Annotated in this window: 26 protein-coding genes and 1 pseudogene; 7 read left to right on the forward strand and 20 right to left on the reverse strand. The window is 69.6% G+C overall.

The features are described 5' to 3' along the window. Nucleotides 1-18 precede the first annotated feature (18 nt). Complete coding sequence (locus EJC51_RS46725; protein ID WP_126276671.1) at nt 19-750, reverse strand: polysaccharide deacetylase family protein; 732 nt, start codon at nt 748-750, stop codon at nt 19-21. Continuing rightward, nucleotides 747-2,132: a glycosyltransferase gene (locus EJC51_RS46730; protein ID WP_126276672.1), complete on the reverse strand. Its 1,386-nt coding sequence runs from the start codon at nt 2,130-2,132 to the stop codon at nt 747-749. The genes EJC51_RS46725 and EJC51_RS46730 overlap by 4 nt, the downstream gene beginning before the upstream one ends. Before the next feature lie 141 nt (nt 2,133-2,273). Between EJC51_RS46730 and EJC51_RS46735 the strand changes: the two genes are divergently transcribed. The 3 genes from EJC51_RS46735 to EJC51_RS46745 are packed head-to-tail and all read left to right on the forward strand — an operon-like array spanning nt 2,274 to nt 4,103. Further along, nucleotides 2,274-2,699, forward strand: coding sequence for a BlaI/MecI/CopY family transcriptional regulator (locus EJC51_RS46735; protein WP_126276673.1), 426 nt, complete (start codon nt 2,274-2,276; stop codon nt 2,697-2,699). Between the two features lie 4 nt (nt 2,700-2,703). Then, nucleotides 2,704-3,711, forward strand: coding sequence for a M56 family metallopeptidase (locus EJC51_RS46740; RefSeq protein WP_126276674.1), 1,008 nt, complete (start codon nt 2,704-2,706; stop codon nt 3,709-3,711). Between the two features lie 47 nt (nt 3,712-3,758). After that, on the forward strand, nt 3,759-4,103 hold the full coding sequence (locus EJC51_RS46745) for a hypothetical protein (RefSeq protein WP_126276675.1): 345 nt from the start codon (nt 3,759-3,761) through the stop codon (nt 4,101-4,103). Between the two features lie 358 nt (nt 4,104-4,461). On the opposite strand, the gene EJC51_RS46750 is transcribed toward EJC51_RS46745, so the two are convergent. From EJC51_RS46750 to EJC51_RS49060, 4 genes are all read right to left on the reverse strand, one after another. Continuing rightward, the gene (locus EJC51_RS46750) at nt 4,462-5,907 is read right to left on the reverse strand and encodes a glycoside hydrolase family 32 protein (protein WP_126276676.1); all 1,446 of its coding nucleotides are present in this window, start codon (nt 5,905-5,907) and stop codon (nt 4,462-4,464) included. A 122-nt stretch (nt 5,908-6,029) separates the two neighbouring features. Continuing rightward, nucleotides 6,030-6,926 (reverse strand): carbohydrate ABC transporter permease, encoded by an 897-nt coding sequence (locus EJC51_RS46755; protein ID WP_126276677.1) that lies wholly within the window; start codon nt 6,924-6,926, stop codon nt 6,030-6,032. Further along, nucleotides 6,923-7,393: a carbohydrate ABC transporter permease gene (locus tag EJC51_RS49055; RefSeq protein WP_244363553.1), complete on the reverse strand. Its 471-nt coding sequence runs from the start codon at nt 7,391-7,393 to the stop codon at nt 6,923-6,925. Before EJC51_RS49055 ends, EJC51_RS46755 begins: the two co-directional genes overlap by 4 nt. Next, complete coding sequence (locus EJC51_RS49060) at nt 7,393-8,103, reverse strand: carbohydrate ABC transporter permease (protein WP_244363313.1); 711 nt, start codon at nt 8,101-8,103, stop codon at nt 7,393-7,395. The genes EJC51_RS49055 and EJC51_RS49060 overlap by 1 nt, the downstream gene beginning before the upstream one ends. Before the next feature lie 74 nt (nt 8,104-8,177). On the opposite strand from EJC51_RS49060, the pseudogene EJC51_RS46765 reads away from it, so the two are divergent. Next, a pseudogene (locus tag EJC51_RS46765) lies at nt 8,178-9,440 on the forward strand (ISL3 family transposase); the annotation flags it as partial. Nucleotides 9,441-9,978: 538 nt separating this feature from the next. Here EJC51_RS46765 and EJC51_RS46770 read toward each other — a convergent pair. The 7 genes from EJC51_RS46770 to EJC51_RS46800 form a co-directional block, all read right to left on the reverse strand. After that, nucleotides 9,979-11,031 carry a serine hydrolase domain-containing protein gene (locus EJC51_RS46770; RefSeq protein ID WP_126276678.1) on the reverse strand — a complete coding sequence of 351 codons (1,053 nt, stop codon included), beginning with the start codon at nt 11,029-11,031 and terminating at the stop codon, nt 9,979-9,981. Between the two features lie 92 nt (nt 11,032-11,123). Further along, nucleotides 11,124-12,221 carry a glycosyltransferase family 4 protein gene (locus tag EJC51_RS46775; RefSeq protein ID WP_126276679.1) on the reverse strand — a complete coding sequence of 366 codons (1,098 nt, stop codon included), beginning with the start codon at nt 12,219-12,221 and terminating at the stop codon, nt 11,124-11,126. Further along, entirely contained in the window at nt 12,218-12,754 is a 537-nt protein-coding gene (locus tag EJC51_RS46780) for a dCTP deaminase (RefSeq protein WP_126276680.1), read from the reverse strand. The genes EJC51_RS46775 and EJC51_RS46780 overlap by 4 nt, the downstream gene beginning before the upstream one ends. Continuing rightward, nucleotides 12,751-13,290, reverse strand: coding sequence for a dCTP deaminase (dcd, locus tag EJC51_RS46785; protein WP_126276681.1), 540 nt, complete (start codon nt 13,288-13,290; stop codon nt 12,751-12,753). The genes EJC51_RS46780 and dcd overlap by 4 nt, the downstream gene beginning before the upstream one ends. Beyond that, entirely contained in the window at nt 13,287-14,519 is a 1,233-nt protein-coding gene (locus tag EJC51_RS46790; RefSeq protein ID WP_126276682.1) for a bifunctional UDP-sugar hydrolase/5'-nucleotidase, read from the reverse strand. Before EJC51_RS46790 ends, dcd begins: the two co-directional genes overlap by 4 nt. Next, nucleotides 14,516-15,799, reverse strand: a complete 1,284-nt coding sequence (locus EJC51_RS46795; protein WP_126277446.1) for a UDP-N-acetylglucosamine 1-carboxyvinyltransferase — start codon at nt 15,797-15,799, stop codon at nt 14,516-14,518. Before EJC51_RS46795 ends, EJC51_RS46790 begins: the two co-directional genes overlap by 4 nt. A gap of 49 nt (nt 15,800-15,848) precedes the next feature. Next, nucleotides 15,849-16,280, reverse strand: coding sequence for an ATP-binding protein (locus EJC51_RS46800; protein WP_126276683.1), 432 nt, complete (start codon nt 16,278-16,280; stop codon nt 15,849-15,851). A gap of 175 nt (nt 16,281-16,455) precedes the next feature. On the opposite strand from EJC51_RS46800, the gene EJC51_RS46805 reads away from it, so the two are divergent. Both EJC51_RS46805 and EJC51_RS46810 read left to right on the forward strand, forming a co-directional pair. Then, on the forward strand, nt 16,456-17,721 hold the full coding sequence (locus EJC51_RS46805) for a helix-turn-helix domain-containing protein (protein WP_126276684.1): 1,266 nt from the start codon (nt 16,456-16,458) through the stop codon (nt 17,719-17,721). Next, nucleotides 17,718-18,263 (forward strand): flavoprotein, encoded by a 546-nt coding sequence (locus tag EJC51_RS46810; RefSeq protein ID WP_126276685.1) that lies wholly within the window; start codon nt 17,718-17,720, stop codon nt 18,261-18,263. The genes EJC51_RS46805 and EJC51_RS46810 overlap by 4 nt, the downstream gene beginning before the upstream one ends. 28 nt (nt 18,264-18,291) lie before the next feature. Here the strand turns inward: EJC51_RS46810 and EJC51_RS46815 are convergent, their stop codons facing one another. The 5 genes from EJC51_RS46815 to EJC51_RS46835 form a co-directional block, all read right to left on the reverse strand. Further along, entirely contained in the window at nt 18,292-18,486 is a 195-nt protein-coding gene (locus tag EJC51_RS46815; protein ID WP_126276686.1) for a hypothetical protein, read from the reverse strand. After that, on the reverse strand, nt 18,471-19,385 hold the full coding sequence (locus EJC51_RS46820; RefSeq protein ID WP_126276687.1) for a replication-relaxation family protein: 915 nt from the start codon (nt 19,383-19,385) through the stop codon (nt 18,471-18,473). The genes EJC51_RS46815 and EJC51_RS46820 overlap by 16 nt, the downstream gene beginning before the upstream one ends. A gap of 300 nt (nt 19,386-19,685) precedes the next feature. Next, nucleotides 19,686-20,402, reverse strand: coding sequence for a hypothetical protein (locus EJC51_RS46825; protein ID WP_126276688.1), 717 nt, complete (start codon nt 20,400-20,402; stop codon nt 19,686-19,688). Between the two features lie 135 nt (nt 20,403-20,537). Next, complete coding sequence (locus tag EJC51_RS46830) at nt 20,538-20,882, reverse strand: hypothetical protein (RefSeq protein ID WP_126276689.1); 345 nt, start codon at nt 20,880-20,882, stop codon at nt 20,538-20,540. A gap of 40 nt (nt 20,883-20,922) precedes the next feature. After that, nucleotides 20,923-21,777, reverse strand: a complete 855-nt coding sequence (locus tag EJC51_RS46835) for an adenine nucleotide alpha hydrolase family protein (protein WP_126276690.1) — start codon at nt 21,775-21,777, stop codon at nt 20,923-20,925. 295 nt (nt 21,778-22,072) lie between these two features. On the opposite strand from EJC51_RS46835, the gene EJC51_RS46840 reads away from it, so the two are divergent. After that, nucleotides 22,073-22,264 carry a hypothetical protein gene (locus EJC51_RS46840; protein ID WP_126276691.1) on the forward strand — a complete coding sequence of 64 codons (192 nt, stop codon included), beginning with the start codon at nt 22,073-22,075 and terminating at the stop codon, nt 22,262-22,264. On the opposite strand, the gene EJC51_RS46845 is transcribed toward EJC51_RS46840, so the two are convergent. Continuing rightward, nucleotides 22,248-23,056, reverse strand: a protein-coding gene (locus tag EJC51_RS46845) for an IS5 family transposase (protein WP_165951313.1) whose coding sequence is annotated in 2 segments (ribosomal slippage) — nt 22,248-22,717 and nt 22,717-23,056 — 810 coding nt in all. Because the reading frame shifts where the segments join, the coding sequence is not laid out codon by codon here. The genes EJC51_RS46840 and EJC51_RS46845 overlap by 17 nt on opposite strands. 76 nt (nt 23,057-23,132) lie before the next feature. Then, nucleotides 23,133-23,714, reverse strand: a complete 582-nt coding sequence (locus EJC51_RS46850; protein WP_126276693.1) for a hypothetical protein — start codon at nt 23,712-23,714, stop codon at nt 23,133-23,135. Nucleotides 23,715-23,720: the final 6 nt, after the last annotated feature.

Consider the following 23,720-nt stretch of genomic DNA (forward strand, 5'->3'; position numbering starts at 1 on the left):
GTCTGCCGGACAGGCTGGTCATGCGGTCCAGCCGTGGTCACGCAGAGGGCCGACGTCGTAACCCCGCGCCTGACAGGTGTCCAGAATCCGGGGGAGCGCCCCCAGCGCCGAGCGCCAGGCGCCGGGGGCGGAGGTGCAGTCGGAGTCGTGGAGCAGGATCGTGCCGCCGCCGTCCAGGTCGGCGGTGACGGTGCGGTGGACGGAGTTCGGGGTGGCGCGTGCCGTCCAGTCCTCTCCCCAACAGGTCCACAGCACCGGTGTCAGGTCGAGGCGGCGGGCCGCGAGGTGGGCCGCGGTGGACATGACGCCGTACGGGGGCCGGAAGAGCGTGGGCTGCCGTCCGGTGATCGCGGCGACGGTGTCGCGGGCCCGGCGGAAGTCGTCATAGGTGGCGCGCGGGCCGCGCAGCAGCAGGGGGCGGTGCAGCCAGCCGTGGACGGCGATCTCGTGTCCGGCCGCCGCGATCTCGCGGACCAGGCCGGGGGAGCGGTGTGCCTCGCCGCCGAGCAGGAAGAACGTGGCGTGCACTCCGCGCCCGGCGAGCAGCCGTAGAAAGTGCGGAGTGGAGCGGGGGTCGGGGCCGTCGTCGAAGGTCAGGGCGATGTGGTTCATGCGGCCGCGGCCCGAGAGGCGGGGCATGAGGCGGTTGCGCAGCGGTCCGAAGGTGGAGACGACGGGTGCGGCGTGGGCGGCGGCGAGGACGGGTACGGCGGCGAGGGCGGCCGTGCGCAGTGTCGGGGCGATGTTCACGAGTGGTCGTCCTGCGACGGGGAGGTGTGCGCTGGTGGGAGGCCGTCCGGGTCGAGGCGGTGGCTGATGGCGTGGATGATGTCGGGACCGTCGGTCGTCGCCACCCCGGTGGCGACGGCGCCGGCGCACACGACGGACGCGAGGACGGCCGTGGCGGCGAGCCGCCGCGTCGTACGGTGCCGGTGTGCTACCGGACCAGAAACCCGGTCGGGGAGTCCGGACCGGTGCACGCGCGCGATCTCGGCCGTCGGGCAGCCGTCGGGGGACTGAGCGAACAGGGCGAATCCGGTTGCCCTTTGCCGACGTCCGAGCGGGCCGTCGATCAGCTCGCACAGCACTGCCTTGAGGTCGGCCGGGTCGCGTATCCAGACGGCTGCGCCGGCTTCGTCCAGGGCGGCGGCGTTGGTCAGCCCGTGCCCGGGTATGCAGCGGTAACTGGCCACGGGCAGGCCGCAGGCGAATGCCTCCAGCGAGGTGAGCCCGCCGGCGTTCTGGACGAGGACGTCGGCGGCGTGCATCAGAGAGGGCATGTCGTCGACCCAGCCGAAGGCATGGTCGATGCCGTCGGCGCGCAGCTGCTCGGCCAGGGCCTCGTTGCGGCCGCAGACGACGACCGGGACGGCGGCGCCGGAGTCACGCAGCTCCCGGGCCACCGTACGGACCGGGCCCACCCCCCAGGACCCGGCGACCAGCAGAGCCAGCGGGGTGTGGGACGGCAGCCCGAACCTCTCCCGGGCGCGGCCACGCCCCCGTACGTCGCAGGGCCGGAAACGGGGGTCCGTGACCGGCCCGCGCACGCGCACGTCCCGGGCCCCGGCCGTGCGCGCCTGGGCGGCGGGCACGGCGTGAGCGGCGAGGTGGACGTCCACACCCGGCGCGACCCACAGCGGATGCACCGAGAAGTCGGTCAGATAGGTGAGGACCGGCACGGTCAGTCGACCGTCCAGGCGCAGGTTGCCCAGGACTCGGCTGGCCCCGGGGTAGGTGGAGACGACGGCGTCGGTGCCCGGCGGGAGGGCGCGCAGTACCCGGTCCTGTGCCGTGCGCAGCAGCGCCCGCGCAACCGGCCCGCCGCCCCCAGTGCGCTCGGTGCTGGAGTAGATCCGCTGGTAGGCCCAGGGGGCTCGCACCAGCATCCGGTGATAGCCCTCCTGGACGGCGCGGCCCAGGTGGGCGGGGAGCAGGTCTAGCAGGTCGAGGCGGTCCACGGTGTAGCCCTGCGCGGCGAGACGGCGGGCGAGCTCGGCGGCGGCACCGTCGTGACCGGCTCCCACGCTCGCGGAGACGATCGCGAACCGTCCCGCGCCGGGCGTCGCGGCGGACTGCGGAGGAGGGGCGCCCGTGAGTGTGTGTCTGGGCGCCGTGCTCACGCGGTGGGGCATGGGTTTCCTCCGCAGGGGACGGGAGCGACGGAACTCTACGAGTTGTAGTAGTTCGCGGTTCGAAGCCCGGAGCATACCTCCTACAATTAGTAGGAGATGGCCGGGTAGTCTGTGCGGACGGTCGGCGAACGGAGGCATCCGGTGGAGGAGCGAGAGGACGGCGGCGCCCGCGGGGCGTCCGGCAGGCGAGGCCGCGGCGAACTGGAGAGCGATGTCCTCGCCGCGCTCTGGGCCGCCGACGGCCCCCTGACCGCCGGCCAGGTCCGGGAGGCGCTGCCGGGCGACCTGGCCTACACGACCGTCCTGACCATCCTGTCCCGGCTGCACGACAAGGAGATGCTCGTCCGGCACCGCGAGGGCCGCGGCTACGCCTACGAGCCGGTGCGGGACGAGGCGTCGCACACCGCCCAGCGCATGCGGTCGCTGCTCGAGGGGGGTTCCGACCGCGAGGCGGTCCTGGCCCGCTTCGTCTCGGAACTGTCCGAGCAGGACGAGCACGTGTTGCAGCAGCTCCTGTCCGGGCACGACGACCGCAGCGGAGACGATCGTTCAGGAGGGAGGGCGTAAAGCCGTGCTGATCAGCGTCTACGTCCCCTTCGCCGTCACGGCCGTGCTCGCCGTGCTCGCGCCCCGCCTGGCGCACGTGCTGCCCCCGCACCGCGCTGCGTGGGCCCTGGCCTGCGCCGCGCTCGTGACCGCGATCGGCTGGGCGGGGGCACTCGCCCTGCTCGCCTTCACCGGCGTGGCACAGATTCCGGAAGTCGCGGAACAGGGCCGCTGGTCGGTGGCCGCCCTGCAAGCCGAGGATCCGGTCTATCTCGTCGTCGCGGGAGGCAGCGCCCTCATACTGGCCGTGGGCGTCGTCTCGCTGGGCGTGGCCGCCGTGCAGCAGGCCCGCCTCCTCGTACAGGCGCGGCGGGAGCGCGCCCGGCTGCCGGAGGACACGGAGCTGACCGTGGTCGACGACGACGTCCCGATGGCCTTCGCGCTGCCCGGGTCACCGGGCCGGATCGTGGTCTCCCGGGGAATGCTGCGCTGTCTCACCGGCCGCGAGCGCGAGGCCCTCCTCGCACACGAGCGGGCTCACCTGCGCCGCCGCCATCACCTCTTCCAGATCCTGTGGCAGCTCACGGCGGCCTTGAACCCGCTGCTGCGGCCGCTGGCCGTCGCGGGCGGCTTCGTCCTGGAACGCTGGGCCGACGAGGAGGCCGCGCAGCACGTCGGCGACCGAAAGATCGTCGCGCACGCTGTGGGGCGGGCCGCGCTGGCATCCGCCGGTGCCTCGCTCCCGGCCGCCCTGGCCGCCACGGGTGGGGCGGTGCCGCAACGGGTGCGGGCCCTGCTGGCCCCGCCGCCCCCGCGCCGGACCCTGCCCCTGGTCGCGGGCGGACTCCTGCTCGCCGCGTGCTGCGCGAGCCTCGCCAACGCCGCATCCGACAGCGATCAGATGCTGGACAGTGCGCAGTGCGCGGCGTACACCGCCACGGCGAGCGCACCGTCGGCCGGAGACCACCGGCACAGGCCCGACTTCTGCTTCGAGGAACACGACCGCCGGGAACTTCAGGAGCACCGCCCTTAGCGAGGCGGCCGGGATCTGTCGGCTACGAGCTCGCCGCTCGCCGTCGGATGGACGGGTTGCGTGAGGGGGCCGACCGTATCCAGGCCGAACTGGCCGTGGCCGAGCAGGAACAGCAGGAGTGGGTGATCGCCCGCAGGCGGGTCGATGCGGGGTGTCACATCACCGAGTCCCTCGACTCGGTGACCAAAGCTGTGGGCAAACATCGGCACACGGTGCACAAATGGGTGCCGTGTATTGCCTCCCCGCGTTGGAAGGGGAATCCGCTGCGGGCGAGTTCGCATCCTGTCCTTGATCTGGCGCGAGTTGTCCTCCAGGTCTTCAGTCCGATCCTGTCGGGCCTCATTGAGGCCGAGTTGAGGCCGCAAGGACAGGAGCAGACTGACAAGGGCTGACGAGCCCCAACATGGACAACCGCATCTGACCTGCGAAAACGTCAAGGATGAGCGTTGATCGGCAAGGACCGCCAAGATCCCCAATGGACTCATAATCCGTCGGCCGTGGGTTCGAGTCCCACCCGCCCCACCAGGCAGGCGTTTGACCTGCGGAAACGTCTCAGCGGGCGTGCGGATTCAGAACGTTGCTCCAACGGATTGAATCCGCTGCTCGTGAGTTCAGCGCCGTTGTGATCGGCCTCGGTTCGAAATGCTCTGACCTGCACAGACGCATCAGCCGCTGCCTGGGCAAGCCGCCGCAGACGGGCTGTGCGAGCGGGTGGACGCCGAAGTTGGGACGCTGATGGGACGCAGGTAATCAGAAGCTGCTCGGTTCCTTGATCGTGAGGGGGTGAAGTTCCCACACGTCGACGGTGTAGCCGAGGCGCGCGCCTGTTGCCGTGCGGATCTGCAGTCGCCAGGGTCCGTCCCCGGTGGGGTAGCAGCGCAGCGTGAGTACTTCGCCGGTGGAGGTCAGAAAGATCTCGGCGATGGAGTGGTCGACGATGACGCGCAGGTCGAGCGGCTGGCCGGTGGGGCAGGGCATTCGGTAGGTGCCGCCGCGGGCCCGGCTGTCCAGTGAGGCGTGGTCGCGGTCGACGACCAGTTCGCCTGCGGCCGCATCGATGCGGATGTCGAGATACTCAGAACCGTCGGGGGTGGTGAGCAGCCGAAGTCCGGTGGCGCCGGTCGGTTGCAGGCGGGTTGCCAGGTCGAAGGCGTGGCCGACGGAGCCTAGGTCCACGGGCTGCGTACCGTGCGTCTCTCCTGCGGCGTGGATGCGGTGGTCACCTCGGAGGCCGAGGAGTTCGGCAGCGGGCTTCTGACGTATCGAGCCGTCGCCCTCCACGGCGACGTCCCGCGGAAGGGTGAGTACGCCGGCCCACCCCGCTGCCGTGGTCCAGGACTCGTCGCGGGCTTCCCAGGCCCAGCCCCACAGCATCCATCTGCCACCGGGGGCACGCAGCAGGGCGGGTGCGTAGCAGTCGGGGCCGTGGTCGAGGAGTACTGGTGAGCCGGCGTCGAAGCGGTCGCCGTGTTCCTCACCGACCAGGGCGGCGACGCACTGCGGGCCGTCGCGCTCGTTCCATGCGCTGAAGATGAGGGCACCGCGTCCGGAGGGTGCCGGGAGGTATTGGGGGCATTCCCATCCTTCGCCGGTATTGAGGCCGGTGGTGCCGACGGGCTGCGGCTCGCGGGCGTTGAAGGGGCCCAGGTAGGTCCAGGTTTCGAGGTCGGGTGACTCGTAGAGCAGGGCCGCGCCGCGTCCGTCTGCGAGGGCGGCGCCGACCAGCATCCGCCAGCGGTCACCGTCCTGCCAGACGTAGGGGTCGCGGTACATGGCACAGCCCTCGGGCCAGGCAGGGATGATCAGGTCTCGGCACGGGCTGAAGGTCCGGCCGCAGTCGTGGGAGGCGGCGGTGGCGATCGGCTGATGCTGGGCCGAGCGGTCCTTGCGGTGTGCGGAGTAGAAGACGACGAGCCGGTCGCCGTCGGAGACGGCGTTACCGGAGAAGCAACCGTCGGCGTCCACGCCCCCGGGGATCGGGGCCAGGGCTGTCGGCAACTGTTCCCAGGTGAGCAAGTCAGGGCTGCGGAAGTGGCCCCAGTGCATGTGTGCGTGGGTGGCGCCGTGGGGGTTGTACTGGTGGAAGACGTGATACTGACCGTCGTGGAAGACGAGCCCGTTGGGGTCGTTGATCCAGTTGCGGGGCGGTCGCAGGTGCGCGACGGGCCGGTGCGGGTCGCGGGGCGCGGTGGACACAGGTGTGCCTTTCGGTGGCGCAGAGGACGTGCGGAGACGGTCGGCAGCGGCCTGCGACGCCCGCGGGGGAGGCCGGGTTTTACCGGCGGCGGGTGCGTGCCGCGGACCTACGCCGTGGTGGGCTATTCCTTGACGGCTCCGGCGTTGGCGCCCTGGACGAAGTACCGCTGGAAGCAGAAGAACAGCACGGCTACGGGGATGGTGGCCATCAGGGCCGCCGCCAGTTTCAGGGGGTACTGGGTGCCTTGGCCCAAGCTGCCGGAGACGAAGCGGGCGAGGCCGGTGGTGAGGGTTTCGTACTGGCTGGACTGGGTGGCGACGAGGAGGTTGGTGAACTCGTTCCACGAGCCCTGGAAGGACAGGATGGTCAGCGTGATCAGGGCGGGGCGGGCCATGGGCAGCACGATCGACCAGAAGGTGCGGAAGACGCCGGCGCCGTCCATCTTCGCGGCCTCTTCGACCTCGCGGGGGATGGACTCGAAGAACTGCTTCATGATGAAGATGCCGACGGTGTCCACCAGCAGCGGCATGATCATGGCGGCGTAGGTGTCGAACAGTCCGAAGGTGTTCAGCACCAGGAACTTCGGGATCAGCAGGGCCACGGGCGGCACCGCCAGGATGGCGATGACGAAGCCGAACAGCAGCCTGCGCCCGGGGAAGTTGAGGCGGGCGAGCGCGTAGCCGGCCATCGAGTCGAGCAGCACGCGTCCGGCCGTGACGGTGACCGACAGGAAGACGGAGTTGCCCAGCCAGCGGAAGAAGGGCACCGCCTCACCGGACTGGCTCAGGCCGAACAGCCGCTGGTAGGCGGCGGTCGTCGGGGTGGCGGGGATCAGCCCGAGGGGGTGCGCGGCTGCGTCCGGGTCGGTCTTGAAGCCGGTGACCAACTGCAGGAGGAACGGGAACAGGTACAGCAGGCCGATCGCGATGACGGTCGTGTAGCCGAGGATGCGCAGAGCAAGGGGGAACCGTTGCAGTACCGGGCGCCCTTGTGCCCGGGCGGCGGACTTGGCGTTCATCGGTTCCTCCGGGTTCGGGGGGTGCGCTCGCGCAGCAGGAAACGCTGTGCGACGGTGAAGGCGAGGATGATGATCAGCAGGACGAAGGCGATGGCCGCGCCCTGGCCGAAGTTGGCGTCGTCGAAGGCGCTGGAGTAGGACAGGTAGGCCGGGGTCAGGGTGGTGTTGCCAGGAGCGCCGCCGCTCATGACGTAGACCTGGTCGAAGACCTGCCAGGTGGCGATGAGGCCGAGGGTTACCACGAGGAAGATCACGGGCCGCAGCGCGGGCAGGATCACGTGGCGCAGCATCTGCAGGCGGCCCACGCCTTCGATGGCGGCGGCCTCTTCCAGTTCGCGCGGGATGCCCTGGAGGGCGGCGAGGAAGATCAGCATGAAGGTGCCGGAGGTCGTCCACACCGCGAGCATGATGATCACGCACATGGCGACGGACGGCCCGGACAGCCAGTCGAAGAAGGACAGGCCCATCACGTGGTGGTCGGTGAGAAAGCCGATGGACGGTCCGGGTCGACGATGCCCAGCGCACCGAGCAGCAGGGAGAGCACTCCACGAGGGTCGTTGAACCAGCTGGGGCCCTGCACCCCGATCCAGGACAGTGCGGTGTTGACGGCGCCGCTGCCCTGGAACAGGAAGAGGAAGACGGTGGAGACCGCGATCGAGCTGGTGACCGAGGGGAAGAAGAACGCGGTGCGCAGGGCGCCCCGGGCGCGCAGGATCCGCTGGTTGACGATCAGTGCCAGCACCAGGGCGAGGATGGTCTGGATCGGCACGGTCAGCAGCACGTAGTAGGCGTTGTTGCGCAGCGAGGTCGCGAACAGGGTGCGGTCCAAGCCGTCCTGGGTGAACAGGGACCGGTAGTTGTCGAGCCCCACGAACTTCGCCTGGCCGCTGAAGGGATTCGACTGGCCGTCCCAGTTCAGCAGGCTCACCCACAGCGCCATGAAGATCGGCAGGACGAAGAACAGGCCGAGGATGATCACCATGGGGCTGACGAACAGCCAGCCCCAGGGGCCTTCGCCGCGGCGCCCCCCACGCGGGGCGGGCTTGATGAGGGACGCCGCGGCCGGGCCGGACCCGCCGGGCGTGTCAGGGGCGCCCGGCGAGTCGGCCGTACGGGGACCCCCGCCCGCCCGCGAGCGCGAGTTCGGGCGAGGGGTCTGTGACGTAGGCGAGGACATGGGAGGCTCAGTCGCCCTTCGTCAGGGCCTGCTCGCCGTTGCGCTGCAGGTCGCCGAGGATCTTCTTCGGGTCCCGCGAGCAGGTGCCCGGAGTCCTGGACCGATACCAGCGGCGTACGACCCGCCTGACCAGGCACGTCAAGGCGGTGGTCAAGGAGTTAGCGGGCCGGGCAGGGGCGCGTTTGCCGGCGATACTCGCGGCGGGCGTCTCGCGTCACACGGCTCTGCGCGCCCTCCTGCGGATCCCGTTGCCCACCGGGCGGGCGCCCCGTGTGATCGGCGTCGACGACTTCGCTCTGCGCCGGCGCCACCGCTACGCCACAGTGATCATCGATGCGGAGACGCATGAGCGGATCGACGTGTTGCCCGACCGCACGGCCGACACCCTGGAGGCGTGGCTGCGCGAGCATCCGGGCATCGAGGTCGTATGCCGGGACGGCTCCGCGACCTATGCCGAGGCCATCCGCCGCGCCCTGCCCGACGCGGTGCAAGTCGGTGATCGCTGGCATTTATGGAAGAACCTGTGCGAAGCCGCCCTGAGCGAGGTGAAGGCACACAGCGCCTGCTGGGCCACCGTACTGGACGCGCCGATCTACGACAGGCCCCGCGCTCAGACCACCCTGGAGCGCTGGCACCAGGTCCATGGCCTGATCGGCCAGGGCGTGGGCCTGCTCGAATGCGCCCGCCGCCTCCAACTGGCCCTGAACACCGTCAAACGCTACGCCCGCGCTGACCGGCCCGAGCGCATGCTCCGCGTCCCCAAGTACCGTGCCGGCCTGGTCGATCCCTACCGCGAGCACCTGCGCAAACGCCGGACCGAGGATCCCGGCGTCCCCGTCCTGCACCTCTTCGAAGAGATTAAAGCCCTCGGCTTCACGGGCTGTCTGAATCTTCTGTACAAGTACATCAACCAAGGCCGCGCGGACGCCGACCGCAGCCACATCTCGCCACGTCGACTCGCCCGGATGCTGCTGACCAGGCCCGACAACCTCAAAGCCGAGCAGCACGAGCTCCTGGCCAAACTCACCGCCGCCTGCCCCAAGATGACCCAACTGGCAGCGGGTATCCGGGACTTCGCCCCGCTCCTTACGCCACACACCGACAATCCCGATGCGCTCACACGCTGGATCGCCCGAGTCCGAACAGCCGACCTGCCCCACCTCCACGCCTTCACCCGGGGCCTGGACCAGGACATCGACGCCGTGATCGCCGCACTCACGCTTCCCTACAGCAACGGCCCGACCGAGGGCGTCAACACCAAGACCAAACGGATCGCACGCCAGATGCACGGACGAGCAAGTTTCACCCTGCTCCGGCATCGCATCCTCCTCGGATAGCCGCACGCTCCGTCACCACCGAATGTGAGACAGAGCCGTTAAATTGACACACCCACGGCCAGCGGTGACACGCACGACGGGGGCGTCGATGGACGCCGCAGGGCGCCTTGGACGCGACGTGCTGCCCCGGCTGGACCACGCCCACGTGATCCACTAGTGCGGTCCCGGCAACGTCGGCCAACTCCGCTGGCAGACCGCAGCTGCCCGCGGTGGGTGCTGGGCGTTACCATCTGGCCGGCTACATGCGGCCGAACCGCCCAATGTGTTCGCGCTGGCCGATGTGGTGATCTTCCACAGCGAGGCGGCCACGATGCCAGGTAGTCGGGGCCGGGAGGTGAAGCGGCGGGACGGAGCGTGTAGTCGCCGGTGTCGAAGCGGGGTCCAGGGCCCGCCGGCCGGTGATCGACCGAGGTTTTGGTCTGCTGGGCCCAGAACGGTTTTGCCCTCGAGCAGGACATGCCCAGTGAGGTTTACGACGCTGACGAACGGTTGGTGCGAGTCGGCCCCGGCTCGCTGTTTTTTCTGATACGGGCGAGTCTCAGGCGAAGGCGAGTGTGCGGAATGTGTTGCGGGTGTGGGTGAGTGGTTCGCGGTCGCGGGTGTAGTAGAGCTTGTTGGTGAGCAGGACTGCCCATCGGTTTTTGGTGGGTGAGATCCACATGCCGGTGCCGGTGAAGCCGTAGTGGACCCAGATGTCGTCGGTTTCGGGTGTGGTTTCGGGGGCGGGGTGCCAGAACAGTCCGCGGGGCGGGGTGAGGTGGCCGGTGTGGATCCGCAGGGATTCCTTGATCCAGGCGGGGCCGAAGCCGGGAGTCGCGGCGGAGGCGTCCGGTGCGAGGAGGTAGCGCAGGAAGGCGGCGAGGTCATCGACGACGCTGAAGGTGCCGGCGATGCCGCTTACGCCGTTGAGGAGGCGGGCGGAGAAGTCGTGTGCGGTGCCTTTGAGGTGGGTGGCTGTGGTGTCGTCGAGTTCGGTGGGTCCGCAGCGTCTGGCCATGTCGGCGGGCAGGGGTCCGAAGCGTGTCTGGGTCATGCCCAGGGGCTGCCACACACGGCTGCTCGCGAGAGTGTCGAGGCTCTGGCCGGAGAGATATTCGGCGAGGTAGCCGAGGATGAGGGCGGCCCGGTCGGTGTACTCCACAGCCTCGCCCGGCGGGCGGTGCGCGGCCTCACGCAGGACGCCAGCACGAATGCTGTGCGGGTCGGTGCCGTAGAGGTTCTTCAGGTTGGCCCGCAGCGGGACACCGGCGGTATGGGTGAGGAGCTGGCGGGCGGTCACCTGGGCCAACGGGTGCCCGGCCACTTCGGGCCAGAAGTCGCCCAGGGGCTGGTCGAGGTGCAGGGTGCCGTCTTCGACGAGGCAGCCGATGGTCGACCACACGGCGAGGATCTTGGTGAGGCTGGCGATGTCGAAGACGGTGTCGTGCTGCATGAGTTCGCCGGGCCGCTCGGGGTCCAGGACACCCGTTGCGCCGGCGGCCGTGGTGCCGTGGTTGTCGCCGACGGCCCAGACGGCGCCGGGGTAGACCTTGTCGCGGACGCCGTCGTCAAGGAGCTGGTGGATGCCGTCGGTGTCGAGGTCGAGCGCCATGGTCTCCCGATCGGTCGTGGGCCGTGCCGTGTGATGTCCCGGTGCCCAGCCTAGTGAGGAGACGGGCGCGGATCTTGTTACGGCGGGTGCGGTCAGGTGAGTTGTTTGCCGAGGTCGTTGAGGGCGGTGGCAGTGGCGCTCAGGGGGTAGCGGGCGGCGTTGGTGCGCCCTGCGGCCTGGAGGGCGGGCAGGAGGCCGGGGCTGGTGCGGAGCCGGTTGAGTTCATGGGCGAGGCCGGCCGGGTTGGTGAAGTCGGTGGCCAGGCCCGTAGCGGTGAGGGTGTCGCTCAGGCCCGGGACGGGCTGGTAGATGACCGGCAGCCCGCAGGCTTGGGCTTCGAGGGCGACCAGGCCCATGGCTTCGAGGGTGGTCGAGGGCATGACGAGGGCGTCGTGGTCGGCGAAGGTTTTCCACAGCTGCGGGCGGGTGAGCCAGCCGAGGTAGCGGATGTGGACCTTGAGGAGGCGCAGGAGTGGGGTCAGTGCCTGGAACTGGTGGCGTGGTGCGGCGATGCTCAGCTCGACGGCTTGGATGACGGGCATGGCGCGCAGGAGCGCTTCGATGCCCTTCTCTGAGGTGAGGCGTCCGGCGTAGAGGAGTCGGAGGTGTCCGGTAGGCCGGCGGGCGGGGCGTGGTGGTGGGGTGGCGAGGAGGTGGTCGGGGATGCCCCAGGGGATCTGTGTGATTTTCCGGCGGTTGGTGGTGGGGGCGAGGTGGAGCAGCCGGTCGACCATGGCGCCGGTGGGTACGACGATGGCGTCTGCGAGGCGGGCGGTCTCTTGTAGGACGCGGAGTTGGTCGCGGTGGGTTTCGGCGAGCAGCAGGTCGGTGCCGTGGACCAGGGCGATGCGGGGGTGCGCGGGCAGGGCACGCATCAGGGCGGGCGTTGCACCGAAGGCGAGGTGCTGCAGGTGCAGGACGTCGACGCGGGCCGGGTCGATGTGTTGCGCCAGGGTTCGGCGCAACGTGTTCACGTACGCCGTGAAGGGCGCTCCCGCGAGGCACTTGCCGGACACGGCCACCAGCTGCAGGGGTTCAGGTACAGGAGGGTGAGGCGTGTGCGGGGCGAGCATGAACGCACGGGCCGGGATCAGGGGGTTTTCGCCGGTGTAGAGGTCGAGGAAGAGTTCGATGCTTCCCCCGGCGCTGCCGAAGGGCAGATCGAGGACCGTGGCGGCTACGCGGCTCATGCGCCACCTCCGGCGAGCTCTTCGTAGAGGCGGGAGATGCCGATGCCTGCGGTCGACGTGTACTTGAGGCCGTGGAGTTGGTAGCTGGCCGGGGTGCCGAGGCAGTGCAGGAAGACGAGCTTGCCGAAGGTCATCCTCGGATAGACGCGGACGGGCCTGGCGACGCGGATCTCCAGGGTCCAGCGGATCGCGTGCCCTTGGTGGCCGAGCGGGGCGGAGACGTGGACCCAGATGCCGAGCGAGCCCACGGTGCGGTTGCCGTTGAGGAGCTGGGCGTAGATCTCCGAGCCCGTCCTCTCGTGCGTGAGGCCGAGGTAGAGCACGCCGGGCTGGAGGACGAGTCCGGTGTCGGGGATGGTGGTCTCGGTGTACGGGGTGGGAGTGGCGGCGTCCAGGTCGGTGTCGCAGATGCGCACGGTGTCGCCGAGCCGCCAGTCGTAGGCGTTGGGGGAAAGCCGGGTCGGCTCGTACGGGTCGATGGTGATCTCGCCGGTGGCTTGTGCGGCGGCGATGGCGGGGCCGGTGAGAATCACGGGGCCACCGCCCGAAGTTGGGTGAGGTCGCGCCAGTAGGCGGAGGGCTGGGGACCGGCTGCTGCCTGGTATTTACCGGTGTACGGTGCGATCGGGCCGGCGGAGGCGAAGAACATGATCTGCCCGATCCGCATCCCCGCGTAAACGCGCAGCGGGCGGATCGGGGTGAGCATCAGGGTCCACTGGCCGTGGAAGCCAATGTCGCCGATGGGGGCGGTGATCTCGACGAACAGGCCGAGCCGTCCGACGGAGGAGCGGCCGAACAGCAGCGGGACGAAGGTGTCGGAGCCGACCTCTTCGAGGGTGTGGCCCAGATACAGCTCGCCCGGCTCGAGTACGTGTCCGTCCGGGCCGATGGTGAACTCGGTGGTGGTGTTGGGCTGGTGGGCGTCCAGGACGTCGGCGGTGTAGGTGACCAGGGTCGGGCCGAGGCGGACGTTGTAGCTGTTCGGGTTGACCTGATCGGGGGCAAAGGGCATGATCCGCACGCGGCCGTCCTGGGCGGCGGCGGTGATCTCCGGGCCGGTAAGGATCACGGTGTGCCTCCGCTGGCCGAAGGAGCGGTGAGGACGTGCTTGACGGCCTGACTCAGCCAGAGCCCCGCGGCGTGGGTGCGGCCGGCGAGGTAGGTGTCGGCGAGGTAGTCGGTGGTCAACACGGTGATGATGCCGTCCGGCAGCGGATCAGGCGCGGTGACCAGCGGCCCGCACTGCTCGGTGAGATAGCCCGTCAGGCCGTAAGGGTCATGGCGGAACTCCTGCGGGACGTGGGCGTGGACGAGTTGGTTATCGAAGGGCTCGACGGCGAGCAGGTCACCCAGAGTGAGGGTGTGTCCGAGCGGAACGGGACGCAGCGCGGTCTCGTTGAGGATCACCGCATCCACCCCGAGCCCGGAGCGCAGCCGGGCCGCGAGGTCGACGAGGAGGACGTGGCGGTCGGGAATCCGGTGCTGGTACGCCTTGACGACAGGCCCCAGTACGGCGGTCAGCTGCTGTCGTACTGCGTCGATCTTCGCCTCCAACGACATCAGATCGGCCGGGACAAAGGCCGGGGCGCGGTCCGGGAATCGGGTGGTGCCCGCGCCCCAGCCCTGGCCGACGGGCGTGGCGACCGCGTATCCGTCGCCGAGCTCGCCGCCTTTCACGATGAGTGCGTCGCCGACGCGGACCGGACCGTACTGCTCGCTGTGGCAGTGCCCGGCGAAGATGACGTCGAAGAAGGGACAGATCGCCGCGAGCTTGAGGTCTTCGTCGAATCCGGAGTGGCTGAGCAGGATCCAGTCGTCGACCTCATGGTGGTGGGCGAGCATGACCTCGCGCAGCGCCGGGACAGGGTCGGTCACCTCGTGGTCGGCTCGTTGCGCGGCGGGGATGGTGTGGAACGCCTGCTGCCCAATCACGGCGGTGATGCCGATCCGTCGTCCGGCGACGCGCGTGATGTGCAGGCGGCGGAAGAGCGCATCGCCGGTTTTGGCGTCGATGACGTTGGCGCAGACGGTAAGCCGGTGCAGTTCGGGTTCGAAGTGGTGGTGCCAGCCGTGGTTGCCGGGGGCCAGGACGTCGTAGAGCTTGAGCAGGATCTCGCGCTCGATGGAGCCGTGGGCGAGGCGGTAGTAGCCGCTGCCTTCGAAGAAGTCACCGCAGTCCACGACGAGCGAGGACGGACGCAGGGCGTGAAGGTGGGCGAGGAAGGACAAGGAGTTGTCGAAGACGGAGTGGACGTCGGTGGTGGCCACGATTTGGCGCAGGGTGCGCTGGGCGGTCATGGGGAGACCTCGCAGACGTCGGCACCCAGGGCACGCAGCTTGCCGGGCAGGTCGGCGTGACCGCGACGGAGCTGGTCGAGGCCGCCGAGGGTGGTGACGCCGCGAGCTGTGAGGCCGGCGACCATGAGGGCGGAGCCGGTACGGATGTCGGTGGCCTCCACACCCGCCCCGGTCAGCCGCTGGGGGCCGGTCAGACGGCACTCGGTGGGGGAGATCTCTTCGATGTCGGCACCGAGGCGAGTCAGCTGGGGAAGCAGGTTGCTGTGGCGGCCGGGGTTGATCGCGTCGGCGAACAGGTGAGTGCCGGGCACGCCCAGCGCAAGCGCCATGAGCGGGGGCTCGAAGTCGGCGTCCAGGCCACCGGGGCTCAGGGACGCGATAGCCCGCAGTCCACGACCCGTAGGCGCTACGTCCTGCGCGTGGACAGCGAGGGCACCGTCCTCGACGTCAGCGGGGATCCCGAGTCGGTGGAGGGCGGCAATGAGCGGTCCGACGTCCCTGCCGTGGACGCCTTCGACGCGCGCCGTCCCCCCGGTCGCCGCGATCGCGCACGCCAGTGTGCCGGCCTCGACCTTGTCTCCGGGCACCTCCCAGACGGCGGTTTCGCCCTGCCCTGACAACGGTGGAGCCAGGCTGAGAAGACGCTCACTGGCCCGGACGTCCCAGCCCACGGCCTTCACCGCGTCGAGCACCCAGAGGACTTCAGGAGAAAGGTTGGGTTCGCCCAGGCGTAAGGGACGGCTGGCGATGACAGTGCGCAAGACGGCGGCCACAGTCGCCCCACGGGAACGGAACGGCAGGACCAGGGAAACGGTGCCGGTGCACGGTGGGGCGGCCTCGACGCGATACCCGCCGTCGCCCACCGCAGTCCGGTCGCCGAACGCCTCGTACACCGTGAAGTGCAGCTCCATCCCGCGTGCACCGATCCGACAGCCTCCGGGCCACGGCAGCCGTGCCTCGCCGTGCCGGGCGAGCAGCGCAGGCACCAGGTAGTACGAGGCGCGGATATGCGCGGCTTCGGCCAGGGCGAAAGGCTTGCCCCGGTCCTCAGCAGGCAGGACGACTGCAGTGGCGGGATCATCGGCAGGGTGGGCGACGTGCCAACCCGCCTGGTTGAGCAGCGCGAGCATGATCTGAACGTCGGTGTTGGCCGGGACGTTGCACAGCTTTACCGGGCGGCAGAGAGCTGCGGCGGCGGCCAGCAGGGGCAGGGCGGCGTTCTTCGAGCCGTCCACGGATACGGTGCCGCCCAGCGGGGGGCCGGGGCGTACGGCGATCACCTCAGCGGCCCGGGTCGGGGTGGAGACGGTGGTTGTCACGGTCACTCCTTTACAGGGGTAGAGAGACAGCAATCCCTGGGGCCGGGGCGGCGGCGGGCACGGCGATCTCGGCCCAGCACCGCTTGCCGACGGGCGTCGGCTCGGCGCCGCACCGTTCGGCAAGCGCGGCGACCAGGAACAGCCCGCGCCCGCTCTCGCTGTGCCCGTCCGGGTCGCGGTGTGCGGGCAGCGCTGGACTGGAGTCGCAGACCTCGATGCGCAGGGCGGACTCCAAGATCCGCACGTGCAGGGAGACCTGGCCGGTGGCGGTGTGCCGGACCGCGTTGGTGACCAGCTCGCTGACGACCAACGCAGCGGTGTGCACCACGTCGTCGTCCAGCACCACGTCCCACTCCGCTATCGCGTCCACCGCCCGGTGCCTGGCAGTGGTGACCGCGGTCGGAGCGGCGGGTAGGGACAGATTGAGTTGGTGCGCTGCCATGAGCGGCCTCCCGAGGTTGGTGCGGCCACTTCAAGCAACCAGCTCGTCACGGCGAACGGTTAGGCCAGGCGCAGGCGCTGCATGGGTTATGCAGGAGCTGCATGAACGCCAAGTACGGCTGATCTATGCTCGATTGAGCAGGCAGGATCGGCGACGGCGGAAGGAGCCGTGGCAGATGGCCAACGCACACAGCGAAGCGCGACGGATCGGTGAAGAGATCCGTCGCGCACGGGTGTTACAGGGCCGCTCGCAAACAGATGTTGCCGCCGCGCTCGGCTATCACCAGTCCAAGCTGAGTCGGCTGGAAGGTGGCCGTGGCACGGAGGACATCCGCGTCCTGCGCGCCGTCGCCCGAGAACTGGGCATCCCGCCACAGCGGTTAGGGCTGGCCCCTGCTCAGGACGCCTCTGCCACCGATCCCGAAGCTGACGACATGCACCGCCGTACTTTCCTCACCGCGAGCATCGCCGCAATCGCTGCCCCGAACCCGCCCACCACCTCACACGGCCACCTGGTCCGAGCCCTTCTGCCCGGACCAGGACCTGAGGGGACCGGGAGCCCTCAGGACACCGCCGACTTGTACCGCCGGGTCGGCGCAGCGCTCAGCCTCTTCCACACCTGCAACTACACAGAGCTGGAGCGGACCCTTCCCTGCTTGATCGCCGACCTGCGGGCGGCCTCCACCGGCGACCGAGACGCGGTGTCCGGGCTGCTGGCCACGGCATACCAGACCACGACCAGCCTGCTGCTGAAACAGCACGACCAGGGCAACGCCTGGCTCGCGGTCGGCCGGGCGATGGCAGAAGCAGAACGTTCCGGCGACCCGGTCGTCCTCGCCTCCAGCGTCCGCGTCCAGGCACACGTCCTGGTCCGCGAGAAGCACACCTCTGAAGCCGTCACCCTCGTCCGGCACACAGCCGACCAGCTCACCGGCTCCTACGACCGCCGGTCACCGAAGTACCTGGCCGCCGTGGGCCTGTTGCTGCTGCGCGGCATGACCGCGGCCAGCATCGGCGGTGACCGCGCAGCCACGAAGGAATTCCTCACCGAGGCCAAGGCCGTCTCCCAGTACGTCACCCTCGACCGGCCCGACGCGTGGGCCACCTTCAGTCCGACCAACGTCGCCCTGCACGAGCTCAGCGCCCTGGTGGCCTTCGGCGACGCTGGCCTCGCCCTCCAAGCGGCCCGCCCACTCATGCGCCGACACATCCCGGTGCCCGAGCGGCGCGCAGCGCTGTGGGTGGAGGCGGCCCGCGCCTACAGCCAGCAGGGTCGCCTGGCCGACGGCTACCAAGCCCTGCGCATCGCCGAGACCTGCGCCGCCCAGGACATCCGCCGCCCCGACGTCCGCCACCTGGTCGCCGACATGGCCGCCCGCGACCGCCGACGTACCCTGCCGGAACTGCACCAATTCAGCCGCCAACTGGGAGTTCCCGCGTGAGTGAGCCGACCGCCACGAACAAGAAGCCGTTTCTGTACGTCGTTGTCTGCGCGGCCGGCGTTGCCCGAGACGTCGGCAAACTGATCACCGCAGCCCAGGAACGCCACTGGGACGTCGGCGTCATCGCCACCCCGCAGGGCCTCGGCTTCATCGACGCGAAGGCGATCGAGGCACAGACCGGCTACCCGATCCGCTCCGCCTGGCGTACACCGGGCGAGGCACGCCCGCTGCCGCCAGCGGACGCCATCGCCGTCGCACCGGCCACCTTCAACACGATCAACAAGTGGGCCGCCGGCATCTCCGACACCCTCGCCCTCGGCATCCTGTGCGAGGCATACGGCATGGGTATCCCGACCGCGGCACTGCCCTACCTGAACTCCGCGCAGGCCGCCCACCCCGCGTATCAGCAGAGCCTTGACCGGTTGCGGGGGATAGGTGTCCTCATCGGATCATGCGAACCACACCAGCCCAGAGTTGGCGGTGGCGCGGACCGCTTCCGCTGGGACGAGGCGCTGGAACTGCTGGAGCCTCAGGTGAGGTAGCAGTCCCGGCATCCTTTAGGGCCGCCGGTTATCCCCTCAGGACCGAGGTCGCCCCGCGCTCGTTGCCCAGGACGACGGCGGCTTTCTCGTCGAGCGAGTCGGCGACACTTTGGTTCCGGGTGGCCAAGGCGTCACAGTAGCTGCGCAGTGCGCAGCGGACCCTGCGCGCCACCGCGCCGGGCAGCTCCTCCGTCTGGCGGGGGTTGATCACAAGTTGGTCCACGGGCGTGGATCGCCTCCGGTCAGCGGGACCCATATGGGTGCGGTCGGGCCGTGTTGTTCGATGTCTTGCAGGATGGCGGCGCCCAGTGGCACTTCTCGGGCGAGGGTGGCGACGTGGGGGTGTTGGGTGGTCATGGCCTGCAGGTCGCTGATGCGGTCTTCCAGTCTTGCTCGGGAGGCGCCGGTGAGGATGAACAGGATGCGGGGGAAGACGGGGTACCAGCGCAGCCATGCCGGGCCGGTCGAGGCGGTGCGGCGGCGGCCGACGGGTTGGGCTTCGTACTGGAACAGCCTGGCGTAGTCGATGAGTTTCACGGCCAGGCGTTCACTGCTCATGGTGGTGCGGTCGACCTCGACGAACGCGCGCAGTTTCCGCCGGTGTTCGCCGTCGACGTGGGTGTAGTGCAGGACGGCGTCGGCGACGAGGCGTTCGCCTTCGCCGATGGAGTGGGCTACCTCGGGGGTCCAGTCCCAGGGGCCGTGTTCGTGTCCGAGCCGGCGGGCGTCTGTGGCGAAGGGGAGGTGGGCGCGGACGACGCACAGTGTGTGGGGTGTCTTCAGCGATGCCGCGGTGGTGGAGGTGATGGGGTAGGGCGGCCGTCCTCGCAGGAGGGGGAGGTCGCGGGTCAGCCGTGCCCCGTCGGGGGTGAGGTACCAGGCGTGCGTGCGTGAGCGGTCCGGTTCCTGCAGCGGGGTGAGGTCGACCAGGCCCGCGGACCGCAGCTTGTTGAGGACGCGGGAGAGCAGTTGGCGGGGGCTGTCGGGCCGCAGCATCTGCAGCAGCTGGCCGGTCGTGGCCATGCGGTGCAGGGAAAGCGCCGTCAGGACCTGCAGGCGCAGAGGCTCAGCCGGGCTGGGCGCCGGTTCGGCGGCCGGAACACCTGAAAGGGAACGGGTCATGGAGGCAGCCAACCCCCGGGCCCTGACCATGACCCCGACCACGGAACCCCGACCAAGGTCACGGCTCAACAACGGCCTCGTGGTCGGGGTGATGGTCGGGGCCACCGGCCGTGAGCCGTCGGTGCCGGGCCTCGGAAGAATAAAGATGGCCGGTCCGCAGCAGCATCTGCTGCTGCGGGGGTGTGGTGGCGAAGCCACGCCATGCCGGCCATCGTGCGACAGACGGCCCGCAAGAGACCAACCCATATCCGGCTGTCGCGTTCACGGGGCGGTGCGCGGAGATCCGCTCACCGCCGGGTACTACCCCTTGGACCGCTGGGCGGCCTGCTCAAGGATGCGCCGCCGTGTCCAGCGTCGGCGCCCGTTCTGGCGGCCGGCGTTTTCCGCGATGCCGTCCGTGGTCTTGAGGAGTGGCAGGTTGCCCTGGGAGAGACTGCTGGAGAAGGAGCTGAGGCTCTTGTAGCCGAGCAGGGCGGCTGCCTCGCTGGCGCCCAGGAGCTCGTCCGGGTCGCCGTCGACGGGAACGTCAGGCAGGGGCGGTGCCGGCTTGGTGCCGGCGCGTCGTCCGCGGCCGGGCCTAGTCTCCAGCCAGTTCAGCAGCGTCTGAACGCGCCACTGCTGGCGGCGGTAGGGGTTCTCGGGGGTGCCGAGTTCTTCGACGACGTCCGGGTCGGGGAAGTAGCCGGGGTGGTCGCGGACGAAGGTGGTGACCTGGTTGGGGTTCTTGTAGCCGAGGAATCTCGAGGCTTCTGCCGCGTTGAGCAGCTCGTGCGGGTCACGGGCGGGCGGCTTGTAGCCCTGCAGCCGGGTCGGGATGCGATGGGCGAACCACTCGGTGACCTCGGCGTGGTCCCACAGCCGGGCACGGCCGCGGGTGGCGACGGGTTCGGGGAAGGTCTGGCCGGCCGTGTTCTGCTCGCGGCCGGTGTACAGGCTGCTGATCCGGGCGGGTGTCAGGTCGTGTTCGGCCGCGATCTGGGCAGCGTCGGCCAGGCGCGGCTCACGGTGCGAGGTCATGGCAGAACCGTCCTTCCGCTCGGCGGTGCGCCGGCCACCCCGGCTCATAAAGCAAATAATGGCAGAAGTTGTGGTGGGGAGTCCAGCCCGCGCCTCAAGGTTTTCCCCGGCGGCCGCGCTCGCGGCCGCTTGGGTCTACTCCTCGGGGATCAAGCAGATGCCGCGGTGCGCTGCAGTCTCGGCCATCTGCGTGTACGCCAGGGCGGCCGGCGTCATCTCCCACTCGGCCAGCGCCAGCAGCAGGATGACCTCCTCGCGGTCCTGTGAGGCATCACAGGGCATGTCAGCCGTCTCCGCAGCGGCCATCAGGTCCGCAGTGGCCAGCCCGTCGAGACGCAGTGCCACGTCCCGGTGCAGCTCCTTAAGGCCTTGCTGGTACAGCTCGTTCGCCTCGCCCAGGAGCAGCACCAGGTCCTCGCCGCGGGTGGCCGGTGCTGCTGCGGCGAGATCGAGGATGCGCTGGGTGGTCGTCGTCATCATGAGAAGTATCCCTCCAGAGCGGCGGTTTGCGGTGTGGTGGTCAGTGGCAGCCGTCGCACCCAGCCGCGCTGTGCAGGAGCTCGCCCGGCCCGGTGAGGGCCTTGGAGTCCCATGTGGGCGGCTTGCGCAGGGCGGCGTGGACGGCGCGTTCCATCCGCTCGAAGTCTGCGTTCTCCTCCACCTCGATGCCGGGGTCCGGGGCGTCGCCGCGGCGGGACAGGGTAATGAGTTCGGCCATGGTGATGTTCGGGTTGAACGGCACCTGGCGGACGCGTTCGACCAGCGCGCACAGCTCGGCGAGCCGCGGCCGGCGTCCGGCCATCAGCAGCAGATCGCGGTGGTTGGCCGGGGTGCAGGCCGAGCACGAGCAACGACTGGAGCCATGCCGGTCCCCGGCGCCGGGATGCGAGTCGTAGCACCAGTGGTAGGGCAGCCCCGCACTGAGCGTGCGCTCCCAGACCTCTTTGGTGCTCACCTGGTGGGCGGGCAGCCACTCGTCGACGATGCGGGCTGAGTTGTCGGTCGTAGGGCGCAGCGCCTCCCGGTTGCGTCGGTCCGCGCTTTCCTCGGCCCGCATCCCGAGCATGTTGGCGAACATCAGTGGGCCGTCCGTCTCCTTCCTGAGCGTGCGGACCTGGGGGGTGAACGCCTGGTACACCATCTTCGTCTTCCACGGGCCCGTGCAGGTGCGGGCGCGGCCGGGCCAGGGCCAGTCGCCTCGTTCCGCGATGAAGGTCAGCAGGTCGAACGGCACCTGTTCACCGTCGACTTCACGGTTTCGGCGGATCTCGATGTGCCGCTCGGGCGGCACGCCGAGGGCCTGGCTGTGCTGGGCAGCGAGTTCGCTGGCACTCGGCCAGCGAACTCTGTCCGCGGTGGCGGCGGGCCATTCCATCGGTCCCAGGCTCGCGTGGGCGGTCTAGACGCGGTCGGTGACGCCGGCATGGCGGGCGGCGTCCATCGCGATCAAGCCCACCACGAGTCAGTCCTTCCCGCCGGACAGGTTGATGACGATGCGGTGCCGGGTCGCGGCGAACGCAACTGGGTCGGCACACGAGGGGGTGGGTTGCGACATGGTTCCTCTTGATCTGCTCGCGCTCGCGCCGACTTCGACCCAGCCGCCATACGTAGCGGTGTTCTGTGGACATACGCTGTGTTGCCTCATGTCGTGTTGCGGCAGAGGGAGCCAAGTGGCGTACGAATGGCGGCTGTTCTGGGTTGGTGACGGGGGTGATCCCGTCGGAGGTCGACCCGTCCCCGGCTGGGAGGATTTGAAGGAGCGCGAGCGGGTGCTCGGGCTGCGCGAGCGGCAGCCGATCCTCGTCGCGCCGGATGGCCGGGTCGATCCTCGGCTAACTGATCGTTTCAGAATAAGGTTCTGAGTCGCCGCAAGCAGATGATGCTGCAGGCGAGTTGGAGCAGGCCGTGGTGGAGGTCTGCGCGTATCTCGTAGCGGATGCGCAGGCGCTTGAACTGGTGGAGCCATGCGAACGTCCGCTCGACCACCCAGCGGGTCTTGCCCAGGCCCGAGCCGTGGGCGACGCCGCGACGGGCGATGAGCGGCTTGATCCCACGCTTCCACAGCAGGCGGCGGTACTTGTCGAAGTCGTACCCTCGGTCGGCGAACAGCCTGCGTGGCCGTGTGCGCGGGCGTCCGGGCAGGCCCCGGATCGGTGGGACCGCGTCAAGAAGCGGCAGGAGCTGTGTGACGTCGTGGCGGTTGCCGCCGGTCAGCGTGACGGCGAGCGGGGTGCCGTGCCGGTCGACGATCAGGTGATGCTTACTGCCCGGCCGGCCCCGGTCGACCGGCGAAGGTCCGGTGTGAGCCCCCCTTTGAGCGCCCTGACGTGCGAGCCGTCGATCGCCGAGTCGTCCATCTCCAGGAGACCCACCGCTCGCAGCTCGGCGAGAAGGACCCCGTGCAAGCGAGGCCAGACGCCAGCCTCCGTCCAGTCCCGGAGCCGACGCCAAGCGGTCACCCCTGAACAGCCAACGACCTGGATGGGCACATCGCGCCAGGCCACTCCTTTGCGTAGCACGTAGACGATGCCGCCCAGTGCGACGCGGTCCGATACCGGCAGTCGGCCGGGGTGGCGATGGCGTCGGGCAGGCCGAGCTGGGAGAAGCGGAGCTATGCGCTCCCAGAGATCGTCGGGAACGAGGTCGGCAGGCACGCCGGAAAGTCTGCCCGACGCGTTGTCAGATAGTGGCCGAGATGTCGATGCGACAGGCGGTAGCAGCCGGTCGGGTTCAGCGCCAGCCACCGTGGCGAGGCTCCACGCGCTCGCCGAACGGTGGGTCGAACACCTGCCCGTCGTCGTCGGTCACGACGTAGTCCGGTTCGGTCTTCGAGGCGGCTGCGTGCAACCGGATGATGAGGTCAGCGACAGGCACGATACGCAGCGACAGGGCTGCCGCCACCTGGGTAACTTCCTTGTCGATATCCGGATTGTGCTTGTCACGGGACCGTTCAAGGTGTTGAGCGGAGGTCTGCATGACCTCCACATCGCCTCCGCCCGAGAATGTGAGGCAGTCCCGCCACTCCAGCCCGATGATGATCTCCAATGCGTCCGCCAGGTCATCGGCGAGCAGCCCGCCTTGCCCTTCGGAACTCGCGAACACTACCGGCCGGCGACCGTTCTGCTCGGCACACAGGAAGTACGCGCCACCAGCGGACTCCCCGGCGATCACCTCCAGCGGCGCACCTGAGGCAAGCCTCAAGCCATCGCCATTGTGCTTTCTGTGGATGTCGAAGCCGAACGATGACCGCAGCAGCAGATCGACCTCCGGGGCGGTCTGGATCAGGCCAAGCAGATGATCACTTGAGGTCATGGCACG

It is taken from the genome of Streptomyces aquilus (genome assembly GCF_003955715.1).
GTDB classification, from domain to species: domain Bacteria; phylum Actinomycetota; class Actinomycetes; order Streptomycetales; family Streptomycetaceae; genus Streptomyces; species Streptomyces aquilus.

Bases quoted from the DNA above. Each gene is read 5' to 3' on its own strand.
- EJC51_RS46730 (WP_126276672.1), bottom strand. From the start codon at position 2,132: ATGCCCCACCGCGTGAGCACGGCGCCCAGACACACACTCACGGGCGCC.
- EJC51_RS46745 (WP_126276675.1), top strand. From the start codon at position 3,759: ATGGACGGGTTGCGTGAGGGGGCCGACCGTATCCAGGCCGAACTGGCC.
- EJC51_RS46755 (WP_126276677.1), bottom strand. From the start codon at position 6,926: ATGAACGCCAAGTCCGCCGCCCGGGCACAAGGGCGCCCGGTACTGCAA.
- EJC51_RS49055 (WP_244363553.1), bottom strand. From the start codon at position 7,393: ATGGGCCTGTCCTTCTTCGACTGGCTGTCCGGGCCGTCCGTCGCCATG.
- EJC51_RS49060 (WP_244363313.1), bottom strand. From the start codon at position 8,103: ATGTCCTCGCCTACGTCACAGACCCCTCGCCCGAACTCGCGCTCGCGG.
- EJC51_RS46770 (WP_126276678.1), bottom strand. From the start codon at position 11,031: ATGGCGCTCGACCTCGACACCGACGGCATCCACCAGCTCCTTGACGAC.
- EJC51_RS46775 (WP_126276679.1), bottom strand. From the start codon at position 12,221: ATGAGCCGCGTAGCCGCCACGGTCCTCGATCTGCCCTTCGGCAGCGCC.
- EJC51_RS46790 (WP_126276682.1), bottom strand. From the start codon at position 14,519: ATGACCGCCCAGCGCACCCTGCGCCAAATCGTGGCCACCACCGACGTC.
- EJC51_RS46800 (WP_126276683.1), bottom strand. From the start codon at position 16,280: ATGGCAGCGCACCAACTCAATCTGTCCCTACCCGCCGCTCCGACCGCG.
- EJC51_RS46805 (WP_126276684.1), top strand. From the start codon at position 16,456: ATGGCCAACGCACACAGCGAAGCGCGACGGATCGGTGAAGAGATCCGT.
- EJC51_RS46820 (WP_126276687.1), bottom strand. From the start codon at position 19,385: ATGACCCGTTCCCTTTCAGGTGTTCCGGCCGCCGAACCGGCGCCCAGC.
- EJC51_RS46825 (WP_126276688.1), bottom strand. From the start codon at position 20,402: ATGACCTCGCACCGTGAGCCGCGCCTGGCCGACGCTGCCCAGATCGCG.
- EJC51_RS46830 (WP_126276689.1), bottom strand. From the start codon at position 20,882: ATGATGACGACGACCACCCAGCGCATCCTCGATCTCGCCGCAGCAGCA.
- EJC51_RS46835 (WP_126276690.1), bottom strand. From the start codon at position 21,777: ATGGAATGGCCCGCCGCCACCGCGGACAGAGTTCGCTGGCCGAGTGCC.
- EJC51_RS46850 (WP_126276693.1), bottom strand. From the start codon at position 23,714: ATGACCTCAAGTGATCATCTGCTTGGCCTGATCCAGACCGCCCCGGAG.